The sequence below is a fragment of the Gemmatimonadales bacterium genome, assembly GCA_019637315.1.
In the GTDB taxonomy this organism is placed as follows: Bacteria; Gemmatimonadota; Gemmatimonadetes; order Gemmatimonadales; family GWC2-71-9; genus SHZU01.
Map to the genome: position 1 here is coordinate 84,455 of JAHBVU010000008.1, position 21,962 is coordinate 106,416.

Annotated in this window: 19 protein-coding genes and 1 tRNA gene; 15 read left to right on the forward strand and 5 right to left on the reverse strand. The window is 63.1% G+C overall.

Features of this window, described 5'->3' with window-relative positions; genetic code table 11:
- The first annotated feature begins 403 nt into the window (after positions 1-403).
- Together KF785_09430 and KF785_09435 are read left to right on the forward strand one after the other, a co-directional pair.
- The gene (locus KF785_09430) at positions 404-850 is read left to right on the forward strand and encodes a helix-turn-helix transcriptional regulator (protein ID MBX3146978.1); all 447 of its coding nucleotides are present in this window, start codon (positions 404-406) and stop codon (positions 848-850) included.
- 58 nt (positions 851-908) lie between these two features.
- Positions 909-1,835, forward strand: coding sequence for a hypothetical protein (locus KF785_09435; GenBank protein MBX3146979.1), 927 nt, complete (start codon positions 909-911; stop codon positions 1,833-1,835).
- 41 nt (positions 1,836-1,876) lie between these two features.
- On the opposite strand, the gene KF785_09440 is transcribed toward KF785_09435, so the two are convergent.
- Together KF785_09440 and KF785_09445 are read right to left on the reverse strand one after the other, a co-directional pair.
- Positions 1,877-3,001 carry a hypothetical protein gene (locus tag KF785_09440; GenBank protein MBX3146980.1) on the reverse strand — a complete coding sequence of 375 codons (1,125 nt, stop codon included), beginning with the start codon at positions 2,999-3,001 and terminating at the stop codon, positions 1,877-1,879.
- A 124-nt stretch (positions 3,002-3,125) separates the two neighbouring features.
- Positions 3,126-3,296, reverse strand: coding sequence for a DUF1508 domain-containing protein (locus tag KF785_09445; GenBank protein ID MBX3146981.1), 171 nt, complete (start codon positions 3,294-3,296; stop codon positions 3,126-3,128).
- Between the two features lie 488 nt (positions 3,297-3,784).
- Between KF785_09445 and KF785_09450 the strand changes: the two genes are divergently transcribed.
- Positions 3,785-4,087, forward strand: a complete 303-nt coding sequence (locus tag KF785_09450) for a hypothetical protein (GenBank protein MBX3146982.1) — start codon at positions 3,785-3,787, stop codon at positions 4,085-4,087.
- 261 nt (positions 4,088-4,348) lie between these two features.
- Positions 4,349-5,143, forward strand: a complete 795-nt coding sequence (locus KF785_09455) for a TIGR04255 family protein (protein MBX3146983.1) — start codon at positions 4,349-4,351, stop codon at positions 5,141-5,143.
- Positions 5,144-6,741: 1,598 nt separating this feature from the next.
- On the opposite strand, the gene KF785_09460 is transcribed toward KF785_09455, so the two are convergent.
- Positions 6,742-7,875 carry a 6-bladed beta-propeller gene (locus KF785_09460; GenBank protein MBX3146984.1) on the reverse strand — a complete coding sequence of 378 codons (1,134 nt, stop codon included), beginning with the start codon at positions 7,873-7,875 and terminating at the stop codon, positions 6,742-6,744.
- On the opposite strand from KF785_09460, the gene KF785_09465 reads away from it, so the two are divergent.
- The 6 genes from KF785_09465 to KF785_09490 all read left to right on the forward strand — a co-directional run bounded on the left by KF785_09465 (position 7,874) and on the right by KF785_09490 (position 14,573).
- A complete protein-coding gene (locus tag KF785_09465) occupies positions 7,874-8,152 on the forward strand; it encodes a hypothetical protein (protein MBX3146985.1) in 279 nt (92 codons plus the stop codon). The genes KF785_09460 and KF785_09465 overlap by 2 nt on opposite strands.
- Before the next feature lie 940 nt (positions 8,153-9,092).
- Positions 9,093-10,586 carry an alkaline phosphatase family protein gene (locus tag KF785_09470; GenBank protein ID MBX3146986.1) on the forward strand — a complete coding sequence of 498 codons (1,494 nt, stop codon included), beginning with the start codon at positions 9,093-9,095 and terminating at the stop codon, positions 10,584-10,586.
- Positions 10,587-10,715: 129 nt separating this feature from the next.
- Positions 10,716-11,753, forward strand: coding sequence for a nitroreductase family protein (locus KF785_09475; GenBank protein MBX3146987.1), 1,038 nt, complete (start codon positions 10,716-10,718; stop codon positions 11,751-11,753).
- A gap of 189 nt (positions 11,754-11,942) precedes the next feature.
- A tRNA-Arg gene (locus KF785_09480) sits at positions 11,943-12,016 on the forward strand.
- Positions 12,017-12,349: 333 nt separating this feature from the next.
- Positions 12,350-13,159: an FkbM family methyltransferase gene (locus KF785_09485; protein MBX3146988.1), complete on the forward strand. Its 810-nt coding sequence runs from the start codon at positions 12,350-12,352 to the stop codon at positions 13,157-13,159.
- Positions 13,160-13,349: 190 nt separating this feature from the next.
- Positions 13,350-14,573 (forward strand): L,D-transpeptidase family protein, encoded by a 1,224-nt coding sequence (locus KF785_09490; protein MBX3146989.1) that lies wholly within the window; start codon positions 13,350-13,352, stop codon positions 14,571-14,573.
- A 50-nt stretch (positions 14,574-14,623) separates the two neighbouring features.
- Here the strand turns inward: KF785_09490 and KF785_09495 are convergent, their stop codons facing one another.
- Positions 14,624-14,908, reverse strand: a complete 285-nt coding sequence (locus KF785_09495; GenBank protein MBX3146990.1) for an amphi-Trp domain-containing protein — start codon at positions 14,906-14,908, stop codon at positions 14,624-14,626.
- A gap of 115 nt (positions 14,909-15,023) precedes the next feature.
- Here KF785_09495 and KF785_09500 point away from each other — a divergent pair, with 115 nt between their 5' ends.
- Both KF785_09500 and KF785_09505 read left to right on the forward strand, forming a co-directional pair.
- Positions 15,024-16,214 (forward strand): hypothetical protein, encoded by a 1,191-nt coding sequence (locus tag KF785_09500; protein MBX3146991.1) that lies wholly within the window; start codon positions 15,024-15,026, stop codon positions 16,212-16,214.
- A gap of 10 nt (positions 16,215-16,224) precedes the next feature.
- Complete coding sequence (locus KF785_09505; GenBank protein ID MBX3146992.1) at positions 16,225-16,620, forward strand: cupin domain-containing protein; 396 nt, start codon at positions 16,225-16,227, stop codon at positions 16,618-16,620.
- Between the two features lie 47 nt (positions 16,621-16,667).
- On the opposite strand, the gene KF785_09510 is transcribed toward KF785_09505, so the two are convergent.
- Positions 16,668-18,113 (reverse strand): amidohydrolase family protein, encoded by a 1,446-nt coding sequence (locus tag KF785_09510; GenBank protein ID MBX3146993.1) that lies wholly within the window; start codon positions 18,111-18,113, stop codon positions 16,668-16,670.
- A gap of 129 nt (positions 18,114-18,242) precedes the next feature.
- Between KF785_09510 and KF785_09515 the strand changes: the two genes are divergently transcribed.
- The 3 genes from KF785_09515 to KF785_09525 all read left to right on the forward strand — a co-directional run bounded on the left by KF785_09515 (position 18,243) and on the right by KF785_09525 (position 21,837).
- A complete protein-coding gene (locus KF785_09515; GenBank protein MBX3146994.1) occupies positions 18,243-18,734 on the forward strand; it encodes a DoxX family protein in 492 nt (163 codons plus the stop codon).
- Positions 18,735-18,829: 95 nt separating this feature from the next.
- Positions 18,830-19,549, forward strand: a complete 720-nt coding sequence (locus KF785_09520) for a hypothetical protein (GenBank protein ID MBX3146995.1) — start codon at positions 18,830-18,832, stop codon at positions 19,547-19,549.
- Positions 19,546-21,837, forward strand: a complete 2,292-nt coding sequence (locus tag KF785_09525) for a TonB-dependent receptor (GenBank protein MBX3146996.1) — start codon at positions 19,546-19,548, stop codon at positions 21,835-21,837. Before KF785_09520 ends, KF785_09525 begins: the two co-directional genes overlap by 4 nt.
- Positions 21,838-21,962 lie beyond the last annotated feature (125 nt).

Genomic DNA, 21,962 nt, shown 5'->3' on the forward strand with positions numbered 1-21,962 from the left:
CGTCAGATGCCCATTGAGCGCTTCGCATCTAACGAGAGTCGCGCAGATTGTGCCCCGCACGACCGCCCTCAACCAAGGAGTGTACCATGCAAGCTACGGAGGAATGAAAATCGGTCAAGCGTCAAACACGCAAGAAAATGGTCAGAACGCGCAATCGCCTTATGTGCACCTAGCTGGGCGCCAGGCGTGCATTCGCAACAACGGGGCACGCAACAATCAGGTAACGCCACGCGAGAAATACCAATAGAACCCACGATTGGCGGGCAATGGCAGTTTGCAGTAACATCTCCGCAGGTAGCCGTCACTCAGACGAATCGATGTACCTGAAGCACCTCCGCGCCCCTAGGTGACAAACCCCTTGGGGCAAACTCTTTTGTTCGCAATCGCAACCGTGAGCCAGGCAATGGAATGGCGTCCCCAGTTCTCCAGACGTCTCGAAACACTCTTGATTGTCGAGGCGTCTTGCCCGGCGGATCTCGTTCCGTTCTTTGAGTGGGCAATTGACAATGCCCGAAATAGCCCCAGTGTACGGGATATGGCTGCTGCGGCCGCCATCAAGCCAAGGGCACTGGAGTACCGGTTCGCTGCGCATCGGGTCATGCGGCCCGGCAAAGTGCTGTGGTGGGCCAGAATCCTACATGCAGTGGATCTTCTTGGACGCACGACCCTTACCGCCGACGACGTCGCGATGATCTGTGGCTACAGCTCGAGCGCAGTTCTCTCGAAGGGCCTACGTCGAGTGGGACTGCGAGTCCGAGAAGTACGCTCCAAAGATGGCTTTCGATTGGCTCTACAGAATTTTAGGGCGTCGCTCCAGCATGGTTCGCATGGCGGACCCACCGTAACTTGATCGATCGCTACTGCTCCGCACCTAAGCAGAATCAACCGAAAGCATACCGTAAGGCCAAATGGCCCTATCCGATATCGCCCTCCCTCAACGTGGAGCCGAAGAAGGTGAGACAATGAATTCCCCCCGAGACCTGAGACCTCCTCTCAGCAAGACGGAGTTGGAGGAGATCGTTAGGGACCACTTCCTAGACAATCCTGGGCCTATGAAGGTCGCCGCGCAGGGTGGTGAAGGGCTGTTCTACGCCTTGCTGTCTCGTGTATCAGCGGGCCTCGACTTCCCGGAAGAATGGGCCCGGGAGCGCAGCCGGAACGCCCTCCGCCTCTGGCACGACTCGGAGATACGGATCCTCAACAAGCTCCTTTGGGACTGGATTCAACAGGGAATCTTGGAGCCGGTTACTGAGATCCCCTACGACCGTGATCCGGCCATTTGGTCGTCTGTTGTGCTCTCAGCAACCGGACGTACACGATTGGAGCGCAACCCAATTCCTGAGCGACCGGATGACTACCTCGCAGCCATGGAGGACAAGGCCCCAGAGCTGTCTGACGTCGAGCGGTTCTATGTTCGCGAAGGTCTCATGGCGTTCAGAGCGAGACTGTACCCAGCTGCGCTCGTGATGCTGGGCTGCGCAGCTGAGGAGTTGATCCAACGAATTGCCACCGAGGCTGCGCGGCAGGTCTCGACGAGCAGACGAGACAAATACGAAAGGGACGTCAAGGGTAAGATCACACAAGTCTGGCTTGCCCTTGAGCCGGTACTCGCCCAGCATTGGGCGGCTATTGCCGGCCGTGAGAAGGCCGTCGCTCATACTGCATTCAATCAGCTGCTACTCTCCGTGAAGATTAGCCGGGATGATGCAGGACATCCTCAAGCGACCCCTGCCACCTTGGATAAGGCTCGACCGCCGTTCGACAACTTCATAGAGGCGGCCCGAGTTGGCTGCAATGTTCTCCGACACCTCAACGGCTTGCCCACTGTGCCTTAAAGGGGTGTGTTCTGGTACGGAGACAGCGAAAGAGTCGAACCCTATTGGGACGATCGCGCACCACTCCCACTAGCTCCGCTTCCCCAAATGCGATCGGTTCGTAGACGGACCTCGTCATTGAGCGGCGCTCCATAGTGCTGCTCTAGTGCCTCCTGGATATGCCTGGGGACCGTGAAGACGATGGTCGCTCCCAGGTCCCGTTGAGCGAATAGGCCCCTCGACGCCAACTGGCGTCCGGCGACAAATACCTCGTGGCGTAGAACGTCGCCATCCGGGTCACTTTCACTGTAGGACGTTGCATCCTTTCGGAGGAGATCGAGAAACGCCCCCTCATCCGGCGTGAGCAGCCGCAGGACCAGGTCGAGCTGGCGCGCCTCCTCGAAGCTCGGCAGGTTCAGGCTCGGCTGCTGGAAGAACAGCCGTGTCGAATCGGAAACGAAGGGGTGGAGATACGCGGCAACCTTGCCTCGATGCTCCGGGATCTGGTTGAGATCTTCAATCCGGTCGAAGAAGGCTCGGTGGCGCGAACGCCAACGGCTGACCAACTCGAGATACTCTCCATCGTGCGGCTGGATCACGTCAGCATCAACCAGCTCCGCAACATGCTTCCCGATCCGAAGGTAGACACCGTACATCTTGTTGAACGTCTCGCGAACCTCGTCAATCGGTACAGAACTGTTGTCGTCCACGGTACGCCCGAACGCCTGCGAGCGCATCTCTAAGTCAGTACCGATGGCCGGCAGGAGCTCTACCAGAGGGGTTCCCTTCTTCGCGCGACCGACTGCAAAGTTGAAAAGCCGGAGCATGCTATCGACCGCGTCTCGCCCGAAGCGAAGCCAGCACGACCGGTAGTCCTGCATCAACCGCCGCTCGAGTTCTGAGCGCATGAGGCAGGAAGCTGCTTCCGCGGCCGTTTGCCGGCGACGCTCGGCCCAGCTGGTGTAGGTCGGACTCGTCTCCAGCCATGACAGAACCAGCAGGACAGAAAGCATCGCGAGAAGGATGGCGCCCGCCACGCCGATCGGCATCGCAACAGAGGCACGGAGCAAGCCCCAGAGCGGGCGCCCAAAGTAGGTTGTCAGGAAGCCGTCAAACCAGGCGTCTAGCAATCGCTCAACCACAAACAACGCAACGATCACGACCAGCACGAACAGCCCTCGCCTCATACGGGCTTCAAGGCTGTCAAGCCAGCTACGCAAACGTCCGAAGAGGGCAGCAACCATCATCGACCCCTGGGAGAAAGCCGGGTGACCGCACGGGGGTAACTAACCCGTGCGGCCTTTTACCTACCTACCGGTATCGAACCGGCGCGGAATGGGCACTCTTGACCAAGGCAATACCGTGCTCGCAACTCGCCTTGCTCGTATACCCTTCCCCGGAATCCGCGATCCGTTGAGCATTGGCTGCGATCAATCGCCACCGCCACTCGCTTCGCGTATCCTGGTAAACCTCGAAGTACATCGGGTTTCTCCTGGGAGCTCGACAAACCCCTTGTCACCGGCGGGTGCTTCGATCATGATTGGCATGCTGTTGCGAATCAGGGACCCCGGTCCCGGCCTCCCGGTGGGCGGCTTGTCGCACCCGGTGGGAGATTCAGCGCCCGGATCAGCTCGAACTGATTCCGGGCGTTTCCCCTGCCGGCAACGTCCTGCGCCGGCACCGCCAATCTGGGGTTAGGAGACGTGCCCCGCAACGGCCGTGCAAGCTCTGTTCCCACTAGCACTAAGGGTATCAACATCACAAATCTGGCTGGCCTACCATAGAGGGATACTCCCGAATTCGGCGAAACGGAATTCCGCGGGGTGCGAACCGTCAAACGCTTGGCCTGGAATTCCTAGGGGCCCGGCCCTCACCAGCTCCGGCTTCCCGCCGCGCTCAGACCTCACGCTTATCAGGCGTGCAGCGTATGGGCCGACCTGGCGCTTGGCTAGCGCCATCTAGATTGGTCCATGCACCTGCTCTTCAAGTTCCCGACTGACGCCACGTTCTACGACCTGGCCCAGGCCGCCCGGAAGATGCGGATCTCCGTCGCGGAGCTGGGAGAGATGGCCCACGCGCCTGGGGTCGACTTCGACGTCGTCGGGTGGACCTGCCACAAGGGCCACGACGGCGCCTGGCAGCTCCGCCTCCTCGGGCAATTCGACTTCAGCGCGAACAAGAGCGCGGATCTTGGATGGCCGACCGATGCCGAAATCAACCTCGAGGTCGAGCGGGCGCGGCAGGCGCCTCGTCGCCCGAAGCGGTCGACGTGACCGGGGGGTGCGGTTCGGGGTGGCTTGGCAGCCGATCGCCAGCCTTAGGGCGAGCCAGGCGGGGCGGATCCAGCAGAACGCGGGCCGGTGAGGACTGCCCGACTGTGGCGGCCATCAGCCTATGGGCGAGCGGCGTTTCTGCCGCAACTCCGCCGCCCCCCCAGGCATCCCTATTGGTAGCAGGGCGTACGACTAGTAGATTGGGGTGCGAAGCGCCCATGCCGTAACTAGGACCAAACCCCACCCGGTAAGGTGTGCTTGATGTCTGAACAGGAGTACTCGAGTCCACCTGTACATGAAGTCGTCCTCGACCTCCTGTTCCGGGAGCGAGAAGCCGATGACAGGGTTTTCGAGCGGATTCAGCATGCCATCGCTAGCGTTTACAATCAGGTCAGCGCCCTCGAAGAAAACCAGATCCAGGTTATCGCAACGCCGGGCGCTCCCAGCGAAGCGGCGTCCACCACCCGAACGGTGGGCTGGATGGGCACTAATGTCGTAGGGGAGGCTCGATGGCTTCTCCGATGCCGCAGCCAGCGGTTAACCCTCAATATGGTTCGATCTGCCTCTTGGCCCAGCGGTCCCTATGTTGGTTGGCCGGTGATTCGAGCAGAGTTCGCCAAATGCCTTGAGTTGCTTGCTGATGAATTCAAAGACTTGCCAGTACAGCGCGCAGGCCTGCGCTACCTCAATAAACTCGCGTTGCCCAGCACGGGCGCTCTTGCCACTTGGTTAAACGTCGGCATCCGTGCACCGGAGGTTCTGTCGGGGCTTTCCGTCTTCAACTGTCGCCAAGGATGGACCGAGATTCAAGGACACTCCGGACTAAGTGCCCTAGTGAATCTCGCGCGGATCAAAGTTGAGGATCCGTCCTCGCCCCCCGATGCGGTTGGCGTCCTTTTGGATATCGACGTCTATACCCGAGACCCATCTACGGCCCCCACGTACGCCCGGGTTAGCGACTGGTTTAATCATGCTCACGCCGCCGAGCGGCTTGTTTTTGAATCGTCGATCTCGAATGAGATCAGGTCGACCCTCGGAGCAATCCAGAATGCTTGAAACCCCAATTGCTGGGCTGGAGTGGGATGAGTTCGATGAGCCGGGGACGTCGTCGGTAAGTGCCGGCCCGGGACGCGGAGGTCCTTGGGTCACTATGGCCGCCGCTGCGACTACTGCGGTTTTCATGTCCCACCTAAGTCTGGTGCCGCCCCTCACACAGCCTACACCAAGTGTTGGCACTCACCACTTCGAGTGGGTCGCCGATGAAGTCCTGCCAGCTGAGACCTATTCTGCCTTAGCAGACTTTGCGGATCACGTCGAGCCCATCAGTCCAATTGGAAGGCAATGGGTCGCTACTAGTCGGGCACCAGAGTTCGAGTCGACCTGGGATACTTGAGCTGAGCCGGTGAACGCTCATACCTATTGGTACTCGGTCGTATCCGGCCCAACTCCCCCTCGTCAGGGTGACATCTACGTATCATTCTTGGCCCCTATTATCACTCAGGTACTTCCTGATCAGTCTGCCGACGGCGGGGCGCGTGCTGAGTTCGTGACTGAAGAGGCTCCTTGGGTCGTGCTGGATGCGTCGTGTGACGTAGATTATTCGCCTCCCTCGGAGGGATCGAAGGGACGGAAACCCAGCTGCGCTCGAGTCCTCCTCGCACCACTGTATCCGGCGATACGAGAGAAACTGGGAACGAAAACTGATAAGGAGCTGAACGAACGACTCGAGGTCATGCGCCGCGGCGATTACCCCTCAAAGCTACTGCTACCCGGACACCCTGAACATCTATCAGCCGCCAACGCCTGGTATGTCGAATACCGGAATCGAACACTGGTACCTCACGCCTACTTAGTGCTGGACCCAACGGTTATTCGTCTCAGGCTCAACCACCCGTTCAGGGAGCACTTGGGTAACTGGGTCGGGGCGTGCATCTCGCGAGTCGGGATCGAGGACGGCCAGAAAATACCGCCCTACCTGGGAGGTTTGCACGATCCCCACCGCCTCAATGCCGTTCGCCCCGAAGATCTGACCAGTAGGTAGGAGAACCGGGTGGACACGCGAACATCCCAATCAAGGTCGCGACAAGGCGGACCCGGGATCGGGTAACGCTCCGGGTAACAATCCCTACCGTTGCTAGCCGTTTTCGGCCAACGCGGGCTAACGTAAGTCGTTGAAAATCAACGATCGTCGGTTGGTGGCTGGTGCCCATTAACGGGCTGCTGCGGTTCGCGGGCAGGGTACGTCAAAGGATTCAGGGCCTCCAGTTGGGGGGCGACATAGCCACTGGGGTCCGGAAAAATAACGCACCCCATTCCGGCAGGAAGGCGAGGCTATCCGCGTTCCGGCCACCCAGAAGGTCGAGGCTGCCGCCCAGTGTCCTTCCCAGTGACAAATGCCCCCGTTTGTAACCAACGCCAGCCAACAACCATCGGCGTAAGCTATTGAAAATCAATCATCTTCCGTTGATGGCTGGTGCCCATTGGCGGGCGGCTGCGATTCGGGAGCAAGAGGTCCCGGGTTCAAATCCCGGCGCCCCGACTGATCATAAAGCGAAGCCCCATCGAACGTTACGTTCGATGGGGCTTCGTCGTTTTCCGACGGGCAACATGTGGCGGGTGACGTTCCGGGCAACAGGCAGTCCGCGCCACGCGCGCTACTTGTTCATCGGGAAAGCGCGCCCGCCCGATCTTCGCGACGAGCTTCCGACAATGGCAAAGCGCGCAACAGTCGTCTCGACAATCCCCGCGTCCGTTTCGACCCTCCACAACCCGAACGGCGACGCACCAAGGGGAGCTGACATGAACTCGTCGAAACGGGCTGACGCATGAAGTTTCCCCGTCTTGGTATCGAAGACCTCAACAACGGTGTCGTACACCAAGTTGGCATTCTCTACTCGATAGACCGCGCCCCCGCCTTCTCCCCGCACAGGGTTCCGTGCCAAACCACGATGCCACCTGTTTGCCGGGACAGCAACGAAAACCCAGAGATAGCGGCCTTCAGCAAAGATTCCCGCAATGGCTGGTGAAGGTGGGTCCTTCGGCGTCGGAGCTTGGCGAGGACCTTCCCGATAGAAATCTGCTATCCGCCGGATCCGCTGCTTTAGAGTGCCTGTTTCAACGTCCCATCCCTCTATCGTGTAGTCGCCGAACGGGGTTGCCGACCAGACGACTCCATCGCTTGACGTAATGAACCGGGCCATCTCATGTACGGTTCCTGGTGACACGACCGGTCGTTCTGAGCCAAAGGAGCGCAAGCGCTTGCCGTCAGGATCGATTACATGCAAAGGAAAACCGACCACGGCTTTGTCTGACAAATAAACGTTGACAACTAACTCTCCGCCCGGAAGCGCCGTTACCGATTCGAATGAAGGGAGGGTAAACGGTAAGGACCGGACATACTGATACGATGGCGAAAGAACTGAGAATCGACCAATCGAGGGATCGGCTACGAGGATTGAATCACCTCGCCACCGAAGGATGTCTCTCGGAGCGATGTACTCTCCAGGACCACGCCCCGCACGACCGATAGTTCGTACGAAGCGACCGTTCGCTGTAAACACCAACGGAGTCCCTCTTCCTCCTAGTACAACGCCGATCAACGTTTGATCATGTCCCGCTGTAATGCCGACCACCCCCAACGGGGCGGCGAGTTGTCCTCCTTGGTCCCGTCCCAGAACCGCAACGGTGTGACGTTCAATCGTACACTGACCACACTCCGCCGCACGATTAACCACCTCCTGGCCCAACAAGGCTCGGGCAAACACCATCGAGAGGCCGGCGAGAAACATGCAGCGGAGCTTCACTGGAATCTCGCTATTCGTATTGGCTTACTACGCGCGTTTCGCGACTGGGCAAACCAGCTGCAGCCTCTGCAAGAACGAGTGCGTCTACTGGGAAAAAACCAACCACTCGACCGCAGGATTCGACGAGCAGCGACTGCCTTTCCGGTACGACCTCCACTCGGTCAGGGAATTCGCTGACAATCTGCCTCGCAGCATCCATTCCGCCTCCGGCCGCCAGGTCTATCAGATGCTGCAGGCGCTCAGCTTTCGCATGGTCAGCTAGCGCAAAGCAAAACGGGTGGCCGCTGCAGGGTGAGCCAGTGGGAGGGTCAGCAAGGCAGAACTCATGGGGGTTGGCATGGCTCCCGGAATGAGCGGAGCTGGCAACATGACCGGAAGTCCCAAGCTGAAAGAAGCAGAGCAGGACATTGGTGGGGCAGAGTACACAACTTTGCAGTACCTCACCCTCGGCCTCATCCTGAAGAAAGGATGGAATTACTGAGGCACGTCCGTCAGCATAGGTGACCTTGGGTCCTTCGTCACGTCCCAACTCAATCGTGCCGCTCGGACTCCGCGGAATCAGGAACGAAAGTGACGCAATGATTCCAAGTGACAGGGCACGCATAGTCCGCCTACCTTTCAAATGAAAGCTCGCTAACCTCCTACGCTCGGTGATCTTGGTTTCAGTCGGCACCAAGAGTCATTATGAGGTGCCTACCTTGCCGTCGCGGCCCACGGTAACACTTTGCCCTCACGAGCGCAATATTCTAGCGACAATACACCAGCCGCGCAGACTGGAGGCGACTGATTTCGCTACTAAGGGTTCCCCTATCCGGTAATTCACCGTAAGGCCGTTCGGCCCTAGTGCAGACCGACGACACACTACGGGCACCGCATTGGGCCTTTGCGGTCGGCACCGAGGTCCCCCCCGGACGCGATTCGGCCCTGCCTGACCCCCGAACCGAATCGTGGGCGCGTGACGGCCGGACTGACGATCCGAGCCGGCCTGCTGGCCCAAACCCAAACCCGAGCCGGTCTTTGTGGTCTGACCTCCGCCAGCCGAGCCAAGCCTTGAATTGGCCCGGCCTCCAACCCACTTTCTACGCTGTGCCACGCACCGCTGACGACCCTCCAGATCCGCATCCGAGACGGCTCTCGTATCGCCCGCCGACGCCAGTCGCCCGGCCACGGACAGGTCACGCCCATGAGGCAGGTTGCACCTCATGACGACATCGCGTGTAGATCGTGTATCAACACCCCGTTGCCTGCTGATCCTGGTCGACGGCCTCCGACCAGACGTCGCCGAGCGCGAAGCCGCCGCCGGACGCCTGCCGAACCTGGCCCGCCTGACGGATAGGGGCGGGCGCGGGCGGGCCATCACCGCGTTTCCGTCGACCACGAGTGTCGCCTACCTGCCCTTCCTGACCGGGTGCCTGCCGGGCCGCTGCAACGTGCCGTCAATCCGCTGGCTCGATCGCGCCGCCTACGCAGGGCGCTGGTGGCGCGAGCGCGATGCTGTTCGCAGCTACTGCGGCTACCAGGCCGGCATGCTGGACGCCGACATTGCCCCGGACATCCGGACCATCTTCCAGCTGGTCCCGGAAAGTGCCGCCTTCTTTACGATGATTACCCGCGGACTCACCCCGGAACGGGATCCGACCCAAGGTGCGCGCAAGTTCTGGGGCGCCCTGTCGCACTACCTGCTCTGGCACCAGCCAGCCGACGGCGTGGTGGCGAAGGGCCTGCTCGACTGGATCGAACGCGACCCCGACTGGCGCTTTCTCTTTGCACAGTTTCCCGCGGTCGACGGCTATACCCACCAGACCACGCCCGATGCACCGAAAGTCGTGCGTGCCCTGCATCGGGTCGACGCGGCAGTCGGAGACACGCTGGCCTTGCTGGAAGCGAAGGGTCAGCGGGACAATACGCTGATCCTCCTGGTGAGCGACCACGGCGCCACCACGGTTCGCGAGCATCTCGATCTGGCCACCTGGTTCCGCAGCCGCGGCATTCCGACCCTGGCGCACCCGGAGCTCTGGCGACCCGACCCCCGAGTCGCCGTGATGGTGGCCGGCAACGGCTCCGCCATGCTCTACGCAGCGCCCGGCGTTCCGCGCACCGAGCGATGGCCCCTGGCCCGCCTGCGCACCCGCGAGGCCTTCGGCGCCGCAGAAGACCTGGTCTCGGCGCTGGTCCGGGAACCCGCCGTGGCGTTCGTCGCGGCGGAAGATCATCCCGGCCAGGTTCGGCTGCTGGACGCGCAGGGTGAAGCGATCATCGCCGACCACGGCGACCGCATCAGCTACCGGCCCGAAGGCTCGGACCCGCTGGGCACCGGCCCCTTCGAGGCCGATCGGCGCGACACCCTGGCCCGGAGTTTCCACGAGACCTATCCGGACGCCGCAGTCCAACTGCTCGATCAGTTCCGGTCGCCGCGCACGGGCGATCTCGTCGTGATCGGCCGCGAGGGCTACGACTTCCGCGATCGGTGGGAGATCCCCGAGCACAAGGCCGGTCACGGCAGCCTCTTCCGAGCGCACATGCAGGTCCCGCTCTGGAGCAGCCAGCCCCTCGGTGCGGTTCCGCTCCGCACCGTCGACATCTTCGCGACGATGCTCGACTGGCTCAACGTCGAAGCCCCGAGCGGGATCGACGCCGAGTTGGTCTGGCGGGCCGGCGCGCCACAGCAGGAACTGGTACCCGCCCTGGTTTCCTGAACAGCTGACCTAAGCAACTCTTCACGATTGGTTCATTCGAGGTCGGGAATCAACCGGTAGTTTGAGGAAGGTCGAGGCTCCGGGACCCAGCACCCGGCGCCCCGCCCCGCCACACACGCCGGAGGTATCATGCCCGAAACCTGGCTCGAAACCTGGTCGGATGCGGTGCTCGAGTTCCCGCTCAACGGCACCCCTGCCAGACAGTTGCGAGCGCTGGTCCGATTCGCGACCCGCGCGCCCTCCAGTCACAACAGCCAGCCCTGGCGGTTTCGTCTCGTCGGCGAGACGCTCGAGCTGCGCATCGACCCATCCCGTCGCCTTCCGATCGTCGATCCGAACGACCGGGAACTCCTGATCAGTTGCGGCGCGGCGCTCGAGCATCTGCGGATTGCCGCGCACCGGTTCTGCCTGGCCGATGCCGTCACGATCAATCCCGACCCGCATGACCCCGAGCTGGTGGCGCGGATCCGCCTGGCGGGCAGGCGCGACCCGTCGCCCAACGACCAGGCGATCTTCGACGCCATCAGCACTCGGCACACCTACCGGGGGCCGATGGAGCCTCGCCCGATTGCGCCACCGCTGGTCGATCAGCTGATCCTGGAAGCGAGGCGCGCGGGTGCGCGGCTTGCGATCCTCGACGACTCTGCCCGGGACCCACTGGCCGATCTCGTCATGGCAGCCGACCGGATCCAGATGGCGGATCCCCTCTTCCGTGCCGAACTGGCCGGGTGGTTGCGCTCCGGGCTGACCAACGCCACTGACGGGATGCCCGGCTACGCGCTCGAGATGAGCGCGGTAGCCTCGGTCATGGCCCCGCTGGTCGTACGGACCTTCGACCTTGGTAACGGGCGTGCTGCGCGGGATGCCGATCTGGTGCGGGGATCGCCGGTGCTGGCCGTCCTGGGAACCGACGGCGATAGTCGTGGAGACTGGATTCGTGGCGGTCAGGCACTGGCCCGGGTGCTGCTCTTGGCCGCGGCAGGCGGAGTTCGCGCCTCTTATCTCAACCAGCCAGTCGAGATTCCGGCCCTGCGCGAGCGACTCGGCGTCCTGGTTCCCGAAGCCGGCACGCCGCAACTCGTGCTCCGTCTGGGCTACGGTCCCGAGGGGCAAGCGACACCGAGACGTCGGGTTTCGGAGATCTGGGACCAGTCAGATGCCAGCTAGGACCCTCCGCCAGCGATGCCGGAACCGCTTGGCGAATAACGAGTTCCCTGCCGACCCCTTCCAGCTGCGGCCGTCTGCCCCCGGGCGTCGAGGGCTACCGCCAACGGCCGGCATCATTAGTATTGGGGGCCCGGAAACCGGGTGCTGGTTCGGCGGCGGCCCGGTCCGCTGTGCCGACGCTGTACATCAGGGCCCGTAGCTCAGCTGGATAGAGCGCTTGCCTCCGGAGCAAGAGGTCGCGCGTTCGAATCGCGCCGGGCCCGCTCGTTCGTAACTTGAAGCCCCGCCGACCAGCCGGTTCGACGGGGCTTCGTCGTTAATCGCCCCGATTCGCCTCAGCACCTCATGTAACCGCTATGCAAAGACCACAGGACCCGAGCCGTGACACGTGATACCGCAGCAAAACGGCACCGAGCTCTGCCATTACGCACCAATCGAAAACCGTCCCAGCAATGACCTCTATCTTGCCCAGGGTCACTCCGTTACGTGCAGTCCGTAGCGACAAGGTACTGCTCAGAATAGGTTGAGGAGGTCCCACCCCGCGCCGTGCGCAGGGTCATCCGCCCGCCCATACGACAAGGGACAGCCGTATGCACATGGTCAATCGCGCTTTCGCCAGGCTTCGCGACGTCGCCCGCCTGGCGAAGCAACCCCGCCACGCAACCGCCCTGCTCCAAGCGTACTACCGATTCCAGCGCCTGCCTCAGACGACAGGTGCCGATGCGACGATCGACTTTCTCGGGTATCGATTTCACTATCTGGACCCTTCGACGGCCTGCCATCTGTTCCGGGAGATCTTTGTCGAGCGATTGTACGATGTGGCGATCGATTCCGACCGCCCCCGCATCCTGGATTGCGGCAGCAACATTGGCATGTCCGTCCTGTTCTTCAGGCATCGCTTCCCCAATGCCGTCATCACGGCGTTCGAGCCACATCCAATCGCCTTCAAAACGCTGCGCAAGAATGTCGAGCACAATCACCTCGACGTCACGCTGCATCAGATCGCCGTAGCTGAACGTTCGGGCACCGTCGATTTCTACTGCAACGACGACGTCAGCGACTCGCTCGACATGAGCCTCCTTCCCAATCGAACCGAACAGTCCATCGAGGTGCAGGCCCGATGTCTGTCGGACTATGTCGACGACGAGATCGATCTCCTCAAGCTCGACGTGGAGGGAGCCGAGGAGCAGGTGCTGCGAGAACTCGCCGACTCAGGTGCCCTTGGTCGGATCCGCAGCATCGCCTGCGAGTACCACCATCACCGACCGGTGCGTTCCGACCGCCTGTCGGAAACACTCGCAATTCTCGAGACAAACGGCTTCGGCTACCAACTCCGCGCCCATAGCAGCGCCGACAACCACCTCGAAGGAATCCAGGACGTCCTGATCTACGCCTATCGGAAGTGAACCTCGCCAGGTCAGCTGAGGCGAGGTCAAGGGCGACCGAGCAGGACCCGCCTGCCACGATGACCACTGCTCAGCGAGGACCACCTTGAAACGCCCCGCCCGCGATCCGTGGCTTTCCGCCAACCCGAGACCTACCTTTGGCCGGGTCCACCGCTGGCCGAGGCGCCCGAACCGCACTGTGGAGGTCAGATTGTCGTCGGGTCTCCAGACGCTGCCCGGGCTGCTTCTCGCCCTGACTCTCGGATTACCGGCCATTCCGATGGCCGCCGCTGAGGCGCAGCGCGGTGCCGGGCGCGCCCTGACGGCAATCCGGGCCGCGGAGGAGCATGGATTGCGACCGTCGGACTACGGTCTTGCCAGGCTCGAGCACCTCATGCGCACCGACACCTCCCGGGTCGACAGCACCCTGGCGAGCAGCCTGACCCACCTGGCCCAGGACCTCCGATTCGGACGGGTCCGTCCCAACGCCTATTCGAACCTTCGGGAGTCCGAACGCCTCGACCTCGCCGCCGCCGTCCGCACCGCGCTCGCTGCGGACACCGTGCCGGAACTGATGGAGGCGATGGCCCCGCCAACTGCCCTTTACCGCAGTCTTCGGCAGGCGCTGGCTCACGCCGGGAGTGATGCATCCGATCACGCCCGCAAGATCCAGCTGACGATGGAGCGGCTCCGCTGGCTGCCACGCCCGGAACACGAACGCGTCGTGCTGGTCAATATCCCGGCTTTCGAACTGAACGCGTTCGATACTCCCGACCTCGCAGGCAATCCGGCGCTGACTATGCGGGTCATCGTCGGACGCGCCAGCAGGACCCGAACACCCTTGCTGGGCGCAATGTTGCGGACGGTCGAGTTCCGCCCGTTCTGGAACGTGCCCCGCAGCATCCTGGTCGGCGAGCTCCTGCCAGCCATGCGAAAGAACACCCGATACTTGATCGAGCATGATATGGAAATCGTCGGACCGCGCGACAGCATACTCGGCGACAAGCTCGATCAGGATCTGCTGGACCGGCTGGGGCGCGGCGAGGTTCGCGTCCGGCAGCGTCCCACCGAGCGAAACGCCTTGGGCGCGGTCAAGCTCGAGTTCCCGAACCCGTCGAGCATCTTCCTGCACGACACTCCCGACAAGCGCCTCTTTGCACGCGAGCGCCGAGACCTGAGCCACGGCTGCATCCGACTGGAACGGCCAGGTGCGCTGGCAAGCTGGGCACTCGCAGAACGTCCTGGTTGGGCCCAGGACAGCACCGACCGCGCCATGTCCGACGCAGCTCGGCGGATCCTGGCCGTAGCCAAGCCAACGATGGTGATCCTGTTCTATGGGACGGCGGACGCGCTGCCGGACGGAACGCTCCGGTTCCATCCGGATCTCTACGGGCTCGATCGGCAGCTCACCACAGCCCTGTCTCGGACTCGGTGAGTCCCGGCAGCGGGGTTTCGAGCCGCGCCGCCGTGATCACGAAATCCGAGCTACTTCACTCGCGGGGTTTCCCAGCGTAGCTGAAACTCGAGCTCGTCCTGTCCACCCGCTCGCTCGTGCTCGATGTTGAAGAGCGCTTTGGCCGGAATGTGCAGGCGCTCGCCGGCAATTTGAATCGTGAAGGGCTTGCGCGATTCGAGTGCATCCGCAAAGCGGCGCAGCTTGGCGATAAACTGTGACCGCGAGTAGGTGCGCTCGAGGTCACGCGCGGCCTTGCGACGCGGCCGAGCGTTGGTGGACCTGCGGACTTTCGACGTTGATGCGCGACGAGCCATGACGGAGCATCCCGGGTTGAAGTGAAGATCGAGCAGCCGCCGAAAATAACCCTGCCTCTGCCGACGGGTGAATCCGGGTGATAACTTGGAGTCTCACCCTTTCGCGACCCATCCGATGCAATACCTGCTGCTCGCGCTGACCGCTCTGGTCCTTTCCCGTACCGCAACTGCTCAAGGCCGCTTCCCGCTGACGATCGGCGTTCAGGACTCGGTCCAATCCAAGACGCTGTCTGAGACCCGGCGCTATCTGGTCTACACGCCGCCGTCCTACAGCGACACAACTTTCGCCCCGCAACGGTACCCGGTCCTGTACCTCCTCGACGGCGACGCCCATTTTCACTCCGTCTCCGGCCTGGTCCAGATTCTCGGCACGGGTGTCAACGGGACCTATGCAGTTCCCGAGATGATCGTCGTCGCCATTCCGAACCGGGACCGCACCCGCGACATGACGCCAACCAAGGTCAGCGCCGGGCTCGACGGCCGCCCAAACCAGGCATTCCGCACCAGCGGCGGCATGGCCAATTTCCTGTCGTTCATCAAGGACGAACTGATCCCGGAAATCGACACCAAATATCGAACCATGCCGTACCGGGTTTTCGTCGGCCACTCCCTGGGCGGCATCACGACGATCAACGCGCTGTTCACGATTCCCGAGACGTTCAACGCCTACGTCGCGATCGACCCGAGCCTCTGGTGGGACAACGCCGTGCTGCTCAAGGCGACCAAGGAGCGGTTGTCGACCGCCGACTATCGCAACAAAGTGCTCTACCTCGGCCAGGCCAACACGATCAATCCGGACGATTCGACGGCCAATCCGCACTTCAACGCGATGGTGCGGTTCAACAGCCTGGCCCGAACCTACAACACCTCGGGACTGCGCTTCGGCTACAAGTACTACGACAACGACGATCACGGCTCGGTGCCACTGATCACCACTTACGACGCGCTGCGCTTCATCTTCGACGGCTACCGCCTCGACCTGGGACGCTTGCTGGGCTCGCCGGCGTTGCTGACTGCCCATTACGAGAACATCTCGACCAAACTCGGCGCGCCGTTCACTCCATCCGAGGCGATCGTCAGCCAGCTCGGACAGTTTGCCCTGACGCAGGACACAGCTAAGGCCATCGGGTTCTTCGAGATCGGCGCCCGGCTCTACCCGAACAGCCCGCGGAGCTATGACCGTCTGGGCGCGCTCTGGGCCGCCAAGGGCGACAAGGCAAAGGCCACCGGGTACTACCGCCGATCGCTCGAGCTCAACCCCCAAAACACGAGCGCTGCGGAAGCGCTCAAGAAACTCCAGCAGTAGTCCGTCGCTCGTGGAAGACGTGATCATCCTGCCACCTGGAGGCGGCCGCCAGTACAACTGCGGACCGATGGAGGCGCTCTTTCTCGCCGACGGCAGCGAAACGGGGAATCGCTATGCGGTGACGATCTGGTGGGTGGAGCCCGGCAAGCCTGGCCCGGGGGCCCATTCGCACGAGGCAAACGAGGAGCTGTTCTACGTCATCGAGGGCACCATGACGTTTCGCGTCGGTGACCGTTTCGTCGACGCACCGACCGGGACCTTCCTGCGGATTCCCGCGACGATCGTCCACGACTTCGAGAACCGGACCGACCAGCGGGCCGGCGCTCTCAACGTATTCATACCCGGCGGATTCGAAACCAACATGCCGGCAATCGTGGACTGGTTTCGGAATAATCCAACGGTGTGAGGAAGGTGCGTCCGGTCCCGCGGTGGACCGGACGCACCGACCTGCTCTCAGCGAATGCCGACCTGACCTTTCACGTCCGCGATCAGCTTCGCCGAATCATAGCCGATCCCGTCTTTGAAAACGGTGACCGTCTCGTAGATCACCTTCGGATCGTTCGCGAGATTGCCTCGAAGGAGGACCAGGTCGGCCAGCTTGCCCGCCTCGACGGAGCCCCGATCCTTCTGCACACCAAGCACGACCGCTCCGTTCAAGGTCAGCACCTGCACGGCTTCCGGCGTCGTGAACCCAGCCTCGCGGAGCAGCTCGAGCACCCGGAGGTTGCCGTAGCCCGCCACCGCACCAAAGGCCGGGTCGACGCCCGCCGCCAGCACCCCACCTGCCCGAACGAACGCCAATTCATACTCCAGCGACCGCGGGTAAATCTCCCGCATCCTGGGGTAGATCTCACTACCCGGCACGGACGCATCGAGCCGCTTCCGGCGGTCGAGCTCCTGCTCGGCAATCCACGGCGCCATCACCGCCAGGACCCGCGCGTCCGGACCCGGACGATTGGGGGCGAGCTGCTCGTTGACCGAGGTGGTGGTCATCGGAACGTTGTTGTCGATCATGGCCTTGAAGGTCTTCGCGATCCGCGGATCCTTCATGTCGAGCTTGCCAAGGGTCTCGAAGTGGCTGGCCGGACACTCGTCCGGCTTCTTGGCCGTGTCATAGTCCGAGTTGGTGCGGAAACCGTGCTCGATATTGTCGATGCCGAGCTCGACAGCTTCGGTAAAGCTGATGGAACACAAGTGCCCGGTCACCTTCATGCCGTGCTTGTGCGCCTCGTCGATGACCGCTCGGAAAATGTCGCGCGAGAGCTGCGTATATCCCTTGATCCACTCGGCCCCCTCCTCGGCCCAGTGCCGAACCACTCGCCGTGCGGCCGCTTCGGTTTCGATCTTGTGCATCCCCATCTGGTCGAGCCGAAGATCATTCCCCTGTGAGATCAGGTACGGGCCCGTGATATGGATCCGCGGTCCCGGCATCTGATGTCGCTCGATGTTGGTCTTGAGATTGAGTTCGGCATAGGGCGCAAAGCTGCCCGTCGTCCGGACGGTCGTCACCCCGGTTCCCAGATAGAGACGCGGGAACGAGTAGGGCGACTGCACCATGCCACCCTGGGTGGTATAGAACATGTGGTCGTGCATGCCCATGAGGCCCGGAATGACCGTGTGACCGCTGGCATCGACGACATGAGCCCCCGCCGGCACCGCCACCGACCCGGTTGGCCCGACCGCCTGGATCCGATTGCCCGAGATGACGATCGTCTGACCCGATCTCGGCGCCGCCCCCGTCCCATCGATCAGCGTGGCGTTGGTCAAAGCCACGACCGGAGCATCAACAGCGACATAGCGACGGAGGTCGGGATGAAAGGACGAGGCACGCTGTGCAGCAAGCGAGCACACCCCGACGGCGAGCAGCAGGGCGGTTCCGGTCGCGACTCGGAGCATCATGGAGGACCTCGGAGAGTTACGGGTGGCACGGATGACGTACAGCCTGGTAATCTACCCCGTCAGGGACAGCAGATGCACCCGCGGGGCGGACTGGTGCGACCTCGACACTCAGGACACCTTTCGACTACTATGACCCCTCCGTTTCCGCCTCGAATCGACCCGATCGACGCCTCGATCACCGCCTGGATGGCCCGTCACGGTGTCACCCTCGCGCGGATCTCGCTCGGGCTGGTGTTCTTCTGGTTCGGCTTGATCAAGTTCATCCCCGGGTGGAGTCCCGCCGAGGACCTCTCGACCCGAACGATCGCGGCGATCAGTTTCGGGTTGGTGCAGCCGGCGCTGGGGCTCCCGCTCCTGGCCGCCTGGGAGGTCGCGATCGGAGTCGGCCTCCTGACCGGTCGCTTTCTGCGCATTACCCTGCTGCTGCTCTGCCTCCAGATGATCGGTACCTTCGTGCCCCTGGTGCTCTACCCTGACGAGATGTTTGCCGTCATTCCGTTCGCGCCGACCCTGGAAGGGCAGTACATCATCAAGAATCTCGTACTGATCAGCGCAGCGATCGTGATCGGAGCCACCGTCCGCGGCGGGCGCCTCAGCTCACGCCCGCCGCAACCGGCTTGACGGACGATCGGCAGGCCCTGAGCCGCCCCGAGGCCGTTTGACGATTGGTTGAGACCGACCGGTAGGTTCGTCATATCCAGACCCCGTCGGGGCATATGGCGACACCGCTCAGGCTGCTCGTTTTCATCATCCTCTGGAGTGCTTCGGCCTGCGGTCACGTCGTGGACCCGCCGCCGGAGCCGCCGCGAGTACCGTTCGTCGAAGCGGCGCTGATCGCCGGGGCAACCACCACGACGGTACGAGCCGGCTGGCTCGACAGCGAGCGGCTGAGTTCGGGCGTTTCAGCCCCGGCCACCCTGGTGGACCTGACCCTGACGGATGAGACGACAGGCGCCTCGATCCGTTTGACTCGCCACGACGACACTCTCTACCTCGCAACCCTCGCGATCCGGCCTGGTCACCGCTACCGCCTTGCCGGGCGCATCGAGGCGGCGCCAATCCACGCGACAACCACGGTCCCCGAGCAGTTCGTCATCGAAGCACCTGTCGGCGACAGCATCATGCTGGACTCCGCATCCCCGACCTCCCTGACCACCGCCGTGGGCTACCGCTGGCGTGCCCTCGGTGCCACGGCCTTCGTGGTCGACTCGGCCTGGTTTCCGCCCGGACAAACAGCAACCCGCGCCCCGATCGGGCAGATGATCGTTCCCCACCGACCCGCCGGGGCGCCAGCGAGGCTGCTGCGCATCGTCGCGGTCAATCGCGATCTGGACGAGTACCTCTACCGTACGCCCGCGCCGGCCAGCAACGTCTTCGGGGGGTTCGGCGTCGTCGGCGCGGCCATCAGCGCCGAGCGCAGGCTGGTAACGCGATGAGTCGACCGCTGTTCCTGATTGTGCTTGCCGCCTCGCCGGCCGGGCTGCCGAATCAGCTCGGAGCCCAGACCCTGAACGGCAGCGTCGTTGCCGCGGAGGGCGCAACCCCGGTTGCCGGCGCAACGATAGCAACGTTGCGCAGCAAGCTGGCTGTGGCCAGCGACCGGCTCGGCCGATTCTCGCTGACCCTGCCGGCCTTTCCCGACACGATTGTCGTCAGCGCTATCGGCTGGCGGCCGGATACGGTTCCGCTTGCCGCCAACCCCGAGGATGGGCTGACGGTCCGCCTGTCGAGGGCGGCCCTGATCATGGCGGATCTTCTGGCGGTCGCTGCGCCGTCCCGTCGGCTCGACCTGGCGGAGCACGGCCAGTGGACCATGCCGCTGGCGCACGCCCGAACCATTCCTCCAGCGGTCGAGACCGATGTCTTTCGCGCCCTGACCTTCGTTCCGGCCGTCACCTTCTCGAGCCCGCTGTCGGCCCGCCCGTCGATCCGAGGCTACGACGCCCAGGACGTCGCCACGCGCATCGATGGATTCGAGATTCTCAATCTCTATCACCTTGGTCGCATCTTCTCATCCTTCCCGGCCGACGCCGCTGAGGCGATCACCGTTTCGACGGCGCCATACCCCGCCAACCACGGCGGGTCGATCGCAGGTATCATCGACATTTCCGGAAGAACCGGACAGCTCGACCGCTTTCATGCAGGAGCCGGATGGAGCTATGGCTCGCTCAGTGCGTACGCTGGTGGCGGCGGCGCCAGTATCCGATACTTCGCCAACGCACGGCTGTTCTATTGGAAGGCGCTCGATCTCCTGCCGAACGTCAAGGTGCCGTACGGGTTCGAAGACCTGTACGCCGGCGCTGTCTTCGGCTCACCCGAACGACCACGCGGGCGCGTTACCGTCTTTGCAACTCAGGACCGGGCCGGCAACGTCAACCGGCGCAGCTACCTGCACTGGGACAACCTCATGACGGGGGGCCGGTGGCGGATCCTCGACCACGGGGCCGCGAGCCTCGAGGCGTCCGCCTCGGTCGCCCGTTTCACGCAGCGGGGTGAGGATGTCCCGGGTCTCTACAGCATCGCGAGCACGAACATCCGGAACCAGTTCAGCCGGTCCGCGGCGGGGCTCGACTTTCTGGCAAGCTCCGCAAAGTCCCGGGTGGCAGCGGGGCTCGGGCTCGGATGGCGTTCGGTTGCCAATCGAATCGTCGAATCCACCCCGGCACCCTCCGGATTCGACCGCGCGCCCTTCGAGTTTCCGGCCGCCGACCTCGAAACAGCCCGGCTCGAGGTCGGCGGTTACCTGAATCTGACCCGACAGCTCGGGCCCGCCACCATCGAAGCCGCAGTACGACTCGATGCGGCAGCAAGTCGCCAGACGATCCAGCCGCGCCTGCACGCTCGGTGGGCACTGAACCAGCGCGTCGAGCTGAGCGCAGCCGCAGGACGGACCAGCCGCCTCTATCACGTGCTGTCCGAGGCCCGCTCGGAACCGGAGTTCGACTTTCTCGACTTTTGGCTGAGCAGCAGCGATTCGATTCCCGCGGCTATCGTCGACCACGGCAGCATCGACCTGCGGCTCGATTTCTCACCGGTTGTCGCCCGGCTGTCGCTGTACCGATCGGACGGCAACGGCCTCGGCGAGCTCCGCCCCAGTTACGCGCAGCGTCCGACCTCGCAGCCGCTCTTTCGCTTCGGGCGCTCCCGCACCAGCGGCGTCGAAGCACAGCTTGCGCTGAGCCGCAGTGACGGCGCACTCGAGTCCGCCTCAGTCAGCTACGTACTGGCCCGATCCCAGCGGCGCTGGGGTGACGACTGGGTGCCCTGGGCGCTCGATCGGCGTCACCAGTTCCGCGGCTTTGCTCAAGTTCGCACGGGCGGTTGGGCCTGGTCGGGAGCGCTCGATCTCGCCTCCGGGCTGCCGATAACCCCGATAGCCTACACCTTGCCACCGGCCGGCGTCCCCGGCATACCACCAGGCACGACGGCAAGCGGGCGGGCGGCGACACCTCCTGTGTACGGCGTCGAGAACAGTGCTGCAACGAGCGGAACCTTTCGGTTCGATGTCGCCACCCAGTTCAGCTTTGGCGGCCCCGGGCGGAGCCGTTTGACGCTCGGCGTCGCCGTCATCAACCTGTTCGGCACGGCGGTCGCCCCATTCGGCGACTTCTTCAGCCATGCCGTGGGTGACTACGCCACCGATCCGAGCGGCAGCCCCCTGCCCTATCGCCGGCTCTTCAACCTGCCACCGATTCCGACCGTGACGATCCGGGCGGATTTCTGACGAGACAACCTCGGCTCGACGCCAGCGCAGCTGACGGTGGAATCTGTCCGACCGCCTGCAGTTGATATCGTCCTCGGCTGCAAGCAGATTTCAGGATCTCGACTCCTTCGAGATCCTGTCTCTGA